The sequence below is a fragment of the Streptomyces himastatinicus ATCC 53653 genome (assembly GCF_000158915.1).
Taxonomy (GTDB): Bacteria; Actinomycetota; Actinomycetes; order Streptomycetales; family Streptomycetaceae; genus Streptomyces; species Streptomyces himastatinicus.
Genome location: NZ_GG657754.1, coordinates 9,769,318 through 9,781,172, shown reverse-complemented (window position 1 = coordinate 9,781,172; position 11,855 = coordinate 9,769,318). Strand labels below are relative to the sequence as shown.

The following is an 11,855-nucleotide window of genomic DNA, read 5'->3' as shown; positions in this document are numbered from 1 at the left end:
CGGCAGCGTACGGATCCGCGGCGGCACGCGCCCGACCCGCGACAGCGTGCGGAGAGGAGAGAGCTGTTGGCCGCCGAACCCGAAGTCCTGGACGAGTTACGCCGATTGCGGGCCCGCGTCGTTCATGTGACCGGCGCCCTGGTCGCCACCAGCGACGGTCTGGTGCTGGCCCACGACACGGCCGGCATCGAGCCCGAGGGCGTCGCCGCGCTGACCGCGGCCGCCCTCGGGGTGACGCAGTCGCTGGCCGACGCCACGGGCCGGGGCGCCTTCCGCGAACTGCTGGTCCGCGGCGACGAGGGCTATGTCGCCACGTACGCCGCGGGCCCAGCGGCCGTCCTGACCGTGCTGGCCGGGGGGCGCACCAATGTGGGCCGTCTCCATATGGAAGCCCGCCGGTCGGGCGCCCGCGTCGCCGAGTTGGTGGGCGACGCGCTCGGCAAGGCCGAGCAGAGCTGAAGCCACCCATCGCCCGGGCACACCACCCGGACACACCATCCATCGAAAGGAACAGCCAGATCATGGCGAACACCCAGACCGCGCTCAAAGAGGCGATGACGTCCATCGAGGGCACCCTCGGCGTCGCGCTGGTCGACTACTCCAGCGGCATGGCCCTGGGCACCCTGGGCGGGGGCAAGGAACTCGACCTGACGGTGGCGGCCGCGGGCAACACCGATGTGGTCCGCGCCAAGGTGCGCACCATGGAGCAGCTCGGCCTCAAGGACTCCATCGAGGACATACTGATCACCCTCGGCAGCCAGTACCACCTGATCCGGCTACTGAAGGGCCGCAACAGCCAGGGGCTGTTCCTCTATCTGGCGCTGGACAAGAACCGGGCCAACCTGGCGATGGCCCGCCACCAGTTGCGCCGGATCGAGGCCGACTTGGAGGTCTGATCCTCCGCGGCGGTCGCGGGGCGACAGGCAGACGGCGGCAGCCCTGTCGCCCCGCACCGCGAGATCCAATTCAGGCTAGGCAAACCTAACCGGCACTTCTATGCTGAGCCGCCATGAGCCGGTCGGAATTGATGGCGGTGAGCCTCGGGTACGCGCTCGTCCTGACGGCGCTGTTCACCGCGGTGATCGTGGGCGGATTACTGGTGGCGCGGGACGCGCTGCTCGACGACTACCCGCCCGCGATCCGGGAGCGCCACGGCCCGCAGAGCCCCCGGGGCAAGCGCACGGCCGCGGTGATGGGACTGCTGAACGCGCTGCTGTTCGTCGCCGGTATGCCCGAGTACCGGGACTACGCGTTCCACTGGCGGGTGCTCGTACCCAGGCCCGTCCCCTGGCCGCTGCTCGCCATTCCCGGTTACGGGGTGGCCGTGGGCGCCGTCTCCGCGGTGGCCGAGGTCCTCGTCGCCTGACCACCGCCGCGCTCAGCGCCCCTCGTGGCGCGCCTTGCGCCGGGCCTCCTCCTCGTTGAACAGCTCGGCCAATTTCCGGGTGTGCGCGTCGAGTTCGAGTTCGGTGTCCTCGGCACCCTCGTCGTCCTCGGCGTCGTCTGTGAGCAGGCCCTGTTCGCGGAGCTGCTGGTCGTGCAGCTTCACCGGCGGCTGCGGATCCCAGTCGGAGGGCCGGGGCCCCTCGGGGCCGTCCGGCCCGATCCGCACCAGGCGCTCGACGCGCACGATCCTGAACAGCCGCCCCTGCACCACCAGTTCATCGCCCCGCTCGGCGTCCAGCCGGTCCGCCGCGGCCATGTACGGGACGCGCTCGGCGTGTTCGAGGCCCAGCTTCCACGGGATGAGGACGCGCATCTCCAGCGCCAGGGTGTCCCGGGCGCCCTGGGGCGTGGTCGACGTCCCCGTACAGTCGGAACGCCACTCCCCGGCGGCCCTCTCGACCGTCATGAACGTGGGCGGCAGCAGCACGCCTCCCGGGTGGGTGTCCGCCGCCCGCAGGCAGTCGTCGCGCACCTCCTGGGGGACACTGCCCCGCCTGGGCAGCATCGACAGGAGTTCGAGCTTCAGGATGCCGTCGGACACACCGGTGGCGGTGACCGGATCGATGACGAACCCCGAGGTGGGGTCGGGCGCCCGGTGGGCCTCCCCCGGGGGCGCCGGATCCAGGTCGGTGATCCGCGGCGGCTCGGGCCCCTGCGGCCCTGAGCGGAGAAAGCGCTCGGCGCGGACCACCCGGAACCGGCTGCCCTGGACCGTCATCTCGTCGATGACCTCCCAGTCCATCCGCTCCGCGGCCGCCATGCACTCCTCGAGGCCGACCCGGTCACCGGCGGCCTCCGCCTCCTGTGCCATCTTGCGGAACTGACAGCCCATGCCCTCACGGGCGTCCTGCGGCGCCAGCCCCGAGAACGGCGACACCAGCTCCCAGCCGCCCTGTTCACGCTCCCGCACCACCCCGAACACCGGCCCGCCGGCCGAGAGGATCTCCGGATACACCTCCCGCGACCGCCATGCCTCCACATCCGCCACCGCCGCCACCGGCGCCTCCGGCGCGGCCACCCGGACCGTCCGATAGGCGGGGACGTTCTCGCCCTCTTCCGTCATGGGGCCAGCATGAGCACATACAAGTCACTTGCGCGACAGATCGGCTGAAAGTCCATCCGTCCGTGGGACGAGCCCTTGAGACGCGCTCAACAACAAGGTCACGCACGCTTATTGACCCGCCGTCCGGCGCCAACCTAGCCTCCATCTCCATACATAGACCGAGTACACATATGTGGAGCCGGGGGTCGCATGCCTCTTGTCATCGTCGGGATCAGCGTTCTGAGCCTGCTGTTCCTCATGACGAAGCTGAAGCTCAACGGCTTCATCGCCCTGCTCCTGGTGGCGGTCGGCGTCGCGCTGGTGCAGGGAGTGTCGCTGGAGAAGATCCCGGATGTCCTCGCGGGCGGCATCGGGGACCAGATCGGCGACACGATGATCGTCATCGGTCTGGGCGCCATGGTCGGCCGGGTCATGGGCGACTGCGGCGCCGCCCAGCGGATCGCGGGCAAACTGGTCGACACCTTCGGGCTGCGCTGGGTGCAGGTCGCCATGGTGGTGACCGCGATGCTGATCGGCGTGACGATGTTCTACGAGGTGGCCTTCGTCATCATCGTGCCCATCGCGTTCACCATCGTCCGCGTCACCCGGGCGAACCTGCTGTGGGTCGGGCTGCCGATGTCCATCGCCCTGTCGACCATGCACAGCTTCCTGCCGCCGCATCCCGGACCCACCGCGGTGGCCGCGTCGTTCGACGCGTCGGTCGGACTGACCCTGTTCTACGGCCTCTTCTTCGCCGTGCCGTTCGGCGCGCTGATCGCCCTGGTGTGGCCGCGGCTTCCGTTCGTCCGGCGGATGAACCCCGAGATCCCCCAGGGCCTGGTCACCGAGCGCACCTTCAGCGACGAGGAGATGCCCGGGATGGGCTGGTCGCTGTCGGTGGCGCTCTTCCCGGTGGTCCTGATCGCCGGGGCGGCGGTGTACGACATGGCCGTACCCGACTCCGACGCGGCCCTGCCCTTCGTCACCTTCATCGGCTCGGCACCGATCGCCCTGCTGCTCACCCTGCTGCTGGCCCTGTGGGCGTTCGGTCCGCGGATCGGGCGGGGGCTCGCTGAGGTCAGCAAGTCGTGCAACTCGGCGGCCCAGGCGATGGCGATGATCCTGCTGGTGATCGGGGCGGGCGGCGCCTTCAAGGGTGTCCTGGTGGAGGGCGGGATATCCGACTACATCAAGAACCTCACGGACGACTGGCCGGTGTCCCCGATCTTCCTGGCGTGGCTCATCGCGGTCATCCTCCGGGTGGCGCTCGGCTCGGCCACGGTCGCCGTCGTCACGGCCGCCGGGGTGGTGCAGCCGATGATCGCCGGCAGCGGGGTCCACCCCGAACTCATGGTGCTCGCGGTGTCCTGCGGCTCCATCGCCTTCTCGCACGTCAACGATCCGGGCTTCTGGATGTTCAAGGAGTACTTCAACCTCTCCGTCATCGACGCCATCAAGGCGCGCACCACGTACACCACGGTGCTCGCGGTGCTCGGCCTCGGCGGGGTGCTGGCGGTCGAGGCGAGCCTGGACGCCCTCGGCCTGTAGCGGCTCCTCGCACCGGCTCCCGCGGGGCACCGCCGGCAGGGCATCGCAGGCCACATCGGGTCGGCCCGCTTTGTACCGATTACGCTCGAATGTGAATGCCTGTGTGAGTGGCTGGTGGAAGGGAGCACATCCGTGTCCGTCACCTCATCCGGGCCGTCCCCGGTCTCCTTGCCCCGCCATCGCGGCTGCCCGTTCGACCCGCCCGGTGCGTACGGGGCGCTCCGCGAACGGGGGAAGGCCGCCCGGCTCGCCTTTCCGGACGGAAAGGCGGGCTGGCTGCTGACCGGCTACGAGGACGTGCGCGAGCTGCTCGCGGACGACCGGTTCAGCTCGGACCGGATCCGGGCGTCGTCGCCGGTCCGGGCGTTTCCGGTGCGGGAGGACGATCCGCGGCGGCTCGGCTCGTTCATCGGCATGGACCCTCCCGAGCACACCCGGTACCGGCGGCTGCTCTCCCGGTGGTTCACGGCGCGGCGGACGCGGGAGCTGCTGCCGCGCATCGAGGGCATCGTCGCCGAGCATCTGGACGCGATGGAACGCGCCGGTCCGCCCGCCGATCTGGTGCGGGCGTTCGCCCAGCCCATCCCGTCCCTGGTGATCTGCGAGCTGCTGGGGGTGCCGTACGCCGACCGGGCCGCCTTCCAGGCATGGTCGGCCACCCTGTTCCGGATCGACGAGGACGAGGAGAAGATCTTCGCGGCCCGGGACGCGATATGGGACTACATGCGGGACCTGGTGGCGGCCAAGCGGCGCCGCCCGGACGAGGCGCTGCTGTCGCGGCTGGTCCACGCGGCGGACGAGACGGACCCGGCGGCGTTCTCCGACGCGGAGCTGACCGGCGTGGGGCTGCTGCTGCTCATCGCCGGGCATGAGACGACGGCGAACATGCTGGCCCTGGGCACCTTCGCGTTGCTGTGCCACCCCGAGCAGGCGCGGCTGGTGCGCGAGCGGCCCGAGCGGGCCGGGGACGCGGTCGAGGAGCTGCTGCGCTATCTGACCATCGTCCAGTTCGGCACGGTCCGGGTCGCCCGGGAGGACGTGGAGATCGCCGGGGTGCGGGTGCGGGCCGGGGAGACCGTGGTCGCCTCGATCGCCGCGGCCAACCGGGACCCCGCCCGGTTCAAGGCCCCCGACGACCTGGACATCACCCGCGACGCCACCGAGCACATCGCCTTCGGCCACGGCGTCCACCAATGCCTGGGTCAGCATCTGGCCCGGATGGAGATGCGGACCGGCTATCCGGCGCTGCTCCGGCGGTTTCCCACCCTGCGGCTGGCGGTGCCGCGCGAGGAGGTGCCGCTGCGTGACGACATGCTCGTCTACGGAGTCCACCGGCTCCCCGTCACCTGGGAAGGGTGAGCGTGATGCGCGTGGAGGTGGACCGCGACCGGTGCCGGGGCGCCGGTCGAATCCGCCTCGTGTGCGACGGTCCGGACGAGGGCTAGCCCGTGCGCTCCCAGGCGCCCAGGAGCGTGGTGGCCGAGGCCCGGGACACACTCCAGGGGGTGCCCGCGCCGTGCTGCGCGGGCCGCAGCGTCGGCTATCTCGGCCCGGTCCCGCATCGGCTGACGGTGATCACCCACGGGCACATCGAGCCCGTCCTGATCTCTTGGGGCAAGGTGATGGCCCTGAGCGGGCCATCATCCCTGCCGCTGGGCCTGGGCTCGCCGACCGACGAGAGCCAGGTGCCCGTATACCGCCGACTCTTGCACGGCGACCTCCTGCCGCTGCGCACCGACGGACTGAACGAGGCCCGCGATGTGGCGGGGGCCTTCTACCGTTCCTGGGCAGGGTCGGGGGGTGAGTCCGCTCACTGGCACGCCCCGAGCCGGGCGGGCGGAGTCCCTCACGACCTGGCCATGTGGATACGGCCATGAGCGAGGGGGAGGCCCTGAACCCTGCCCATCGCAAGGCTGAAAGCCGACCATCACACGATCGAGCTAAACCGGCCTTGGGCACACACCCTGGCAAGCAGCGGCCGGCCCTCTTCCCAACCGGCTGCGCGACCGGTTCACCGCCGCACCGGTCAGCCGACGGGCATCTCCGCCCAGCGGGTGACGACTCCCCCATGGCCCGGGTGGGTGCCGTGGCGGGCCGAGAGCGCGGTGACGATGCAGAGCCCGCGCCCGTGTTCATCGGGCTCGGTCTCCTCCGCCGAACCCGGGTCCCGGGGCGCCGGTCCGCCGTCGGTGACCGCGATGTGCAGGGTGCCGCATTCCTCGGTCTCGCTCCAGCGCAGCCGCAGAACGGCCGGGGGCAGGGCGTGCAGAACCGCGTTGGTGATCAGTTCCGAGACCACCAGCAGCGCGTCCTCCAGGGTGTCGGCGGCCAGCCCCCAGTCGGCCAGCAGCGCGTGCGCCCGCCGCCGCACGGTGGCGACGGCCTCGTGGAGATGCGGCACCGGAAAGTGATGATCGACGTAGGTGCCGCCGGTCCACGGGATGGTCAGCTGGTCCGCCATATCTCCTCCTTCCGGATGGTCCGCCGGTCGTGTTCCTCATGTCCTGATACGGACGCTATGGGCGACGACCGGCGGGGTCAACGAATCCTGGTCGGCATTACCGAACGTTCCCGTGCGGGGGTGAACGCATGCCCGAAGAGCTACGATCACGACATGGCCGGCCCGGTGCAGTCCATCGAGCGTGCGGCGGCGATCCTGCGGCTGCTCGCCCAGGGCTCGGGTCGGCTCGGACTGGGCGAGGTGGCCGCCTCACTGGGTCTGGCGAAGGGCACCACCCACGGCATTCTGCGCACCCTCCAGAGCGTCGACTTCGTCGAACAGGACCGGGCCACCGGGAAGTACCAGCTCGGCGCGGCGCTGCTGCACCTGGGGACCAGCTACCTCGACATCAACGAGCTGCGGTCCCGCTCCCTCAACTGGGCCGACGCCCTCGCCGCCCGCAGCGGGGAGGCGGTCCGCATCGGGGTTCCGCTGGAGGGCAAGGTGCTCATCGTCCACCATGTCTTCCGGCCCGACGACACCTTCCAGACCCTGGACGTCGGCTCGCTGCTGCCGCTGCACGCCAGCGCCCTGGGCAAGGTCCTGCTGGCGTTCGGGGCGACGCCGGTGGAACCGGTCCTGGAGGCGGAGCCGGAGACCTACACGCGGCACACGCTGGCCTCCCCGCAGGCGCTGAACCAGGCGCTGGGCGAGATCCGGGAGGCCGGATGGGCGTCCGCGGTCCAGGAAACCGTCATGGGTGAGGCGGACATCGCGGCACCGATACGCGGCCAGGGCGGCCTGGTCGTTGGCGCCGTCGGGGTGTCCGGCACCGTGGAACGCATCTGCGACGGCAAGGGCCGCCCCCAGCCGTCACTGGTCGGCCTGACCCGGGACGCCGCGCGGGCCATCTCCCGGGACCTCGGCGCGGCCCGCTGGTGACCCCATGTCCCGCCCGTACCCGCTGACCTGCTCGTACCCGCCCGAAGGCAGGTAAAGGCCATGGTTGAACGCTATGTGATGTCCATCGACCAGGGCACCATGTCCACCCGGTGCATCCTCTTCGACCACCAGGGGCGGCTGGCCTCCGTCGCCCAGCGGGAACACCGGCAGCACTACACCAAGCCCGGCTGGGTGGAGCACGACCCCGCCGAGATCTGGGCCAATCTGCGGCGCGTGGTGCCCCGGGCGCTGCGCGACGCGGACGCGGGCCCCGAGCAGATCGCGGCGATCGGCATCGCCAATCAGCGCGAGACCACGGTGGTGTGGGACCGCCGCACGGGCCATCCCGTGGGCAACGCGATCATCTGGCAGGACACCCGCACCGACGCGCTCGTCCAGGAGCTGCGGCGCCGCACCGGTGACGACTTCTTCCTCGACCGCTGCGGGCTCTCCCCCGCCACCTACTTCTCCGCACCCCGCATCCGCTGGCTGTTCGACCACGTCGAGGGGTTGCACGAACGCGCGGAGCGCGGCGAGGTGCTGTTCGGCACGATGGAGAGCTGGCTGATCTGGAACCTCACCGGTGGTCCTTCCGGGGGGCTGCACATCACCGACGCCACCAACGCCAGCCGCACCATGCTCATGAACATCCGCACCCTCACCTGGGACGACGAGCTGCTGTCGTACTTCGGGGTGCCACGGGCGATGCTGCCCGACATCCGCCCCTCCGCCGAGGGCTACGGCGTGGCGCGGGCGGTACTGCCGGGGGTGCGGATCGGCGCCGCACTCGGCGACCAGCAGGCGGCGCTGTTCGGGCAGACGTGCTTCGCGCCCGGCGAGGCCAAGTGCACCTATGGCACCGGCAGCTTCCTGCTGCTCAACACCGGCACCAGCCTCGTCCGCTCCCGGCACGGGCTGCTCACCACCGTGGGCTACAAGGTCGGCGACGAGCCGCCCGTCTACGCCCTGGAGGGGCCGATCGCCGTCACCGGCTCGCTGGTGCAGTGGTTCCGCGACCGGCTGGGTCTGATCCACAGCGCGCCCGAGATCGAGACCCTGGCCCGCAGCGTCGAGGACAACGGCGGCTGCTACATCGTGCCCGCCTTCTCGGGCCTGTTCGCCCCGCACTGGCGCAGCGACGCGCGCGGCGTCATCGTCGGCCTCACCTCGTACATCACCAAGGGCCATCTCGCCCGCGCGGTGCTGGAGGCCACCGGCTGGCAGACCCGTGAGGTCGTCGACGCCATGAACGCCGACTCTCCCGAGCCGCTGAAGGCGCTCAAGGTCGACGGCGGGATGACGGCCAACAATCTGCTGATGCAGTTCCTGGCCGATGTGCTCGACGTGCCGGTGGTGCGGCCCATGGTCTCGGAGACGGTGTCACTGGGCGCCGCGTACGCCGCGGGGCTGGCCGTCGGCTACTGGCCGGACCTGGAGGGGCTGCGCCGCAACTGGCACCGGGCCGGGCAGTGGATGCCCACGATGGATCCGGGGCGGCGGCAGGCGGAGTACCGAGAACTGGCAGCGGGCCGGTGGAGCTGTCGTTCGGCTGGATCAGATGAGGGGGCTCAGGGGCGGCGCGCCCAGGCGAGATCATGGGGGCGGTGGCCAGGTCGAGGCGTCCGGTGGCGACGTGTCCCAGGTGCTGGTCGATCTCCTCGTCGGTGGCCCAGGCCCGCGGCCACCAGCCGGGCGCGGATCTGCCGCACGGTGGCGGCCTCCAGGACCGTGCAGGCCGGGGAGGCGACAGGGAAGTACGCGTCGGCGCACACGTCCTCGAGCCCGGCCTCGCGCAGCAGACGGGGCAGGGTGCGCCCGTACGAGAGGTCCGCGCCGCGCCGCGCCATCAGCTCGCGGAAACCGGACCGCAGCCGGTTGGCGAGGCGCTGTTCGGGGCCGGACTCGTCCGGGCACAGCAGGGGCTGGAGCCCCGGGTCGGCGTCCTCCAGCAGCAGCCGGCCGCCGGGCCGCAGCGCCTGGATCATGCGGCGCAGGGCCTCCGCCCGGTCGGGGACATGTACCAGGACGAGGCGGGCGTGCACCAGGTCGAAGGGGCCGGGCGGCGGCGGGTCGACGGCCACGTCGTGGCGCAGCACCTCGATCACCCGGTCCGGACCGGTGGCCGTGGTGCGCGTCCAGGACACGTCGATGTCGGTGGCGATCACCTGCCCGGTGGGCCCGACCCGTTCCGCAAGACCCTCGGGGACGGACGGGCCGCCGGCGCCGACCTCCCAGCAGCGCATGCCCGGGCCGATGCCGAGCCGGTCGACGTGGCGGAAGGTGCTCGGGTCGAACAGCTCGGCCAGGGCGCCGAACCGGATGCCCGCCTCGGTCTGCCGGTTGTCCAGCAGATAGCCCTGGTCCTCGTCGGGCCCGCCCGCCCCGCCGTCCGCGCCGTCCATGCCACCGATCATGGCAGACGCCACATCACCTGCTGTAGAGCACCCGGGTGGCCGTGGTGAAACGGGCGAGGGTGTCCGGCAGCGGGGCGATACCGATGCCGGGCGAGGTGGGCACCGGCAGATGGCCGTCCTCCAGGACGAACGGCTCGGTGATGTCCTCGGCGAAGTACCGCCTGGAGGCCGAGGTGTCGCCGGGCAGGGTGAATCCGGGGAGGGCGGCGAGGGCCAGGTTGGGGGCGCGGCCGATGCCGGTCTCCAGCATGCCGCCGCACCACACCGGGACGCCGTGGGCGGTGGCGAGGTCATGGATGCGGCGGGCCTCCGTATAGCCGCCGACCCGGGCGGGTTTGACGTTGATGACCCGGCAGGCGTCCATGGCGATCGCGGAGGCGGCGTCGCTCGCGGTGTGGATGGACTCGTCCAGACAGACCGGGGTGGTGAGCCGCCGCTGGAGCTGGGCGTGGGCGTGGAGGTTGTTCTCCGCCAGCGGCTCCTCGATGAGCAGCAGGTCGAAGGCATCCAGTTTCCGCAGATGGGGCGCGTCGGCGAGGGTGTACGCGGTGTTGGCGTCGACCTGGAGGGGCAGCGCGTCGCCGAACCGCTCGCGTACGGCGCGCACGGGATCCACGTCCCAGCCCGGCTCGATCTTGAGCTTGATGCGGACGTACCCCTCGTCCAGGTACTTCTCGACGTCGTCGAGAAGCTCGGGGAGGGAGTTCTTGATGCCGACGGAGACGCCCGCGGGCACCCGGTCGCGGACCGAGCCGAGGAAGGTGGCGATCGGCATGCCGTAGCCGCGGAGTTCGGCGTCCAGCAGGGCCGTCTCCAGGGCGGCCTTGGCGAGTTCGTGTCCCTTGACGGCGGCCATGGCGGGGGCGAGGGCCGCCGTCGTCGGCTCGGGGAGGGCGGCGACGCGGGGCAGCAGGAAGTCGCGGATCACGGTCTCGGCACCGGCGACGAATTCGGAGCAGTACAGCGGCTCCGGATCGGCGGCGAACTCGGACCAGCCCTCGGCCTCGTCCGTGACGACACGCAGCAGGAAGGTGTCCTTGCTGGTCATCGTCCCGAAGGAGGTGCGGAAGGGGGTGACGAGCGGCAGGGCGACATGGAGCAGTTCGACGCGTTCGAGCCTCATGGCCGCGACTCCTCGGCGGTGTTCGGGGTGAGCAGGTACCAGCCGTCGCGGGACATCGACGTCGCGCGCAGCCCCTCGGCGTACGCGTCCGTGAACACCTCCCGTACGGCGTGCCGCCAGCGCAGTGCCCGGTCGGGGTCGGCGGCGCGCAGCGCGACGATGTCCTCGGGGATCCGGCACCACAGCCGCCGGTCGTCCCGTACGGCGAGCGGGCCGCCGTCCGGGGCGCGGCGGACCGCTGTGGCGCGCGCCCGGGCCTCCTCGGCCGGATCGGTGGTGTGCGCCGCCCCGGGGTCGAGGTCCCAGGCGGCGGTGAGCCGGTCGCTCTCGTCGCCGTCGTTCACCCCGTCGTTCATCGGCCCGTACAGGTCGACCAGATACTCGGACCCCACGGCGCCCAGCTTGACCAGGTTGAACCGGGCGTTGCGGCCCACCAGCGGGTCGAACGTCCAGCGCATGGTGCGGGCGCCGTGTTCCAGTGCCCAGACCCGCTGGGCCTGCTTCAGCGCGAAGCCGACCCCGCGGTCGGAGGCGGTGGCCGCCGCCACGAACGAGTACGTGCTCGCGTCGGCGGGCGGCCCGAAGACCGCGACCGCCGCCCCCGCGAGCCGCTCACCGCCCGGCCCGGTGCCGTACGCGGCGTGCACCGCGCCGCCCGCGTGCACGAGGCTGTGCAGCACCTCGCTGGGATAGGGCGGATTGGTGTGCGGCAGCTGCCACACGTCGGCGAGGAAGTCGGCCACCGCCCGGATGCCGGCCACATCGTCCACGGTGCGGACGCCGACCCCGGCGGTGTGGGCGGCGGCGGACGCGAGCGCACCGGCGTCCATCGTCACTGCTGGTGTCATGGCACCGAGTCTCCCGGGCCGCACCCCGACCCCTCTTGTCCAGACGTACAAA

The 11,855-nt window shown here is 71.6% G+C and carries 11 protein-coding genes and 2 pseudogenes; 8 read left to right on the top strand and 5 right to left on the bottom strand.

The genetic code is table 11. The annotated features are described in order from the left end of the window. Positions 1-66 precede the first annotated feature (66 nt). The 3 genes from SSOG_RS41310 to SSOG_RS41300 all read left to right on the top strand — a co-directional run bounded on the left by SSOG_RS41310 (position 67) and on the right by SSOG_RS41300 (position 1,366). Positions 67-459 (top strand): roadblock/LC7 domain-containing protein, encoded by a 393-nt coding sequence (locus tag SSOG_RS41310; protein ID WP_039939987.1) that lies wholly within the window; start codon positions 67-69, stop codon positions 457-459. A gap of 62 nt (positions 460-521) precedes the next feature. After that, entirely contained in the window at positions 522-896 is a 375-nt protein-coding gene (locus tag SSOG_RS41305; protein ID WP_009720275.1) for a hypothetical protein, read from the top strand. 113 nt (positions 897-1,009) lie between these two features. Then, positions 1,010-1,366, top strand: coding sequence for a hypothetical protein (locus tag SSOG_RS41300; RefSeq protein ID WP_009720274.1), 357 nt, complete (start codon positions 1,010-1,012; stop codon positions 1,364-1,366). 12 nt (positions 1,367-1,378) lie between these two features. Here SSOG_RS41300 and SSOG_RS41295 read toward each other — a convergent pair whose 3' ends face one another. Continuing rightward, positions 1,379-2,509 (bottom strand): DUF5954 family protein, encoded by a 1,131-nt coding sequence (locus SSOG_RS41295; protein ID WP_009720273.1) that lies wholly within the window; start codon positions 2,507-2,509, stop codon positions 1,379-1,381. 189 nt (positions 2,510-2,698) lie between these two features. Here SSOG_RS41295 and SSOG_RS41290 point away from each other — a divergent pair, with 189 nt between their 5' ends. The 3 genes from SSOG_RS41290 to SSOG_RS41280 all read left to right on the top strand — a co-directional run bounded on the left by SSOG_RS41290 (position 2,699) and on the right by SSOG_RS41280 (position 5,913). Further along, complete coding sequence (locus SSOG_RS41290) at positions 2,699-4,036, top strand: gluconate:H+ symporter (RefSeq protein ID WP_009720272.1); 1,338 nt, start codon at positions 2,699-2,701, stop codon at positions 4,034-4,036. 132 nt (positions 4,037-4,168) lie between these two features. Next, on the top strand, positions 4,169-5,395 hold the full coding sequence (locus SSOG_RS41285; RefSeq protein WP_039939985.1) for a cytochrome P450: 1,227 nt from the start codon (positions 4,169-4,171) through the stop codon (positions 5,393-5,395). A 116-nt stretch (positions 5,396-5,511) separates the two neighbouring features. Then, positions 5,512-5,913: a SpoIIE family protein phosphatase gene (locus tag SSOG_RS41280; protein WP_245606493.1), complete on the top strand. Its 402-nt coding sequence runs from the start codon at positions 5,512-5,514 to the stop codon at positions 5,911-5,913. Positions 5,914-6,062: 149 nt separating this feature from the next. Here the strand turns inward: SSOG_RS41280 and SSOG_RS41275 are convergent, their stop codons facing one another. Next, entirely contained in the window at positions 6,063-6,497 is a 435-nt protein-coding gene (locus SSOG_RS41275) for an ATP-binding protein (protein ID WP_009720269.1), read from the bottom strand. 153 nt (positions 6,498-6,650) lie between these two features. On the opposite strand from SSOG_RS41275, the gene SSOG_RS41270 reads away from it, so the two are divergent. Continuing rightward, the gene (locus SSOG_RS41270) at positions 6,651-7,418 is read left to right on the top strand and encodes an IclR family transcriptional regulator (RefSeq protein WP_009720268.1); all 768 of its coding nucleotides are present in this window, start codon (positions 6,651-6,653) and stop codon (positions 7,416-7,418) included. A 60-nt stretch (positions 7,419-7,478) separates the two neighbouring features. Then, a pseudogene (gene glpK / locus SSOG_RS41265) lies at positions 7,479-8,980 on the top strand (glycerol kinase GlpK). A 6-nt stretch (positions 8,981-8,986) separates the two neighbouring features. Here the strand turns inward: glpK and SSOG_RS41260 are convergent. The 3 genes and pseudogenes from SSOG_RS41260 to SSOG_RS41250 form a co-directional block, all read right to left on the bottom strand. Next, a pseudogene (locus SSOG_RS41260) lies at positions 8,987-9,820 on the bottom strand (class I SAM-dependent methyltransferase). Positions 9,821-9,845: 25 nt separating this feature from the next. Then, on the bottom strand, positions 9,846-10,955 hold the full coding sequence (gene menC, locus SSOG_RS41255) for an o-succinylbenzoate synthase (RefSeq protein ID WP_009720265.1): 1,110 nt from the start codon (positions 10,953-10,955) through the stop codon (positions 9,846-9,848). Beyond that, positions 10,952-11,803, bottom strand: a complete 852-nt coding sequence (locus SSOG_RS41250; protein WP_039939984.1) for a chorismate synthase — start codon at positions 11,801-11,803, stop codon at positions 10,952-10,954. The genes menC and SSOG_RS41250 overlap by 4 nt, the downstream gene beginning before the upstream one ends. Between the last annotated feature and the right edge of the window lie 52 nt (positions 11,804-11,855).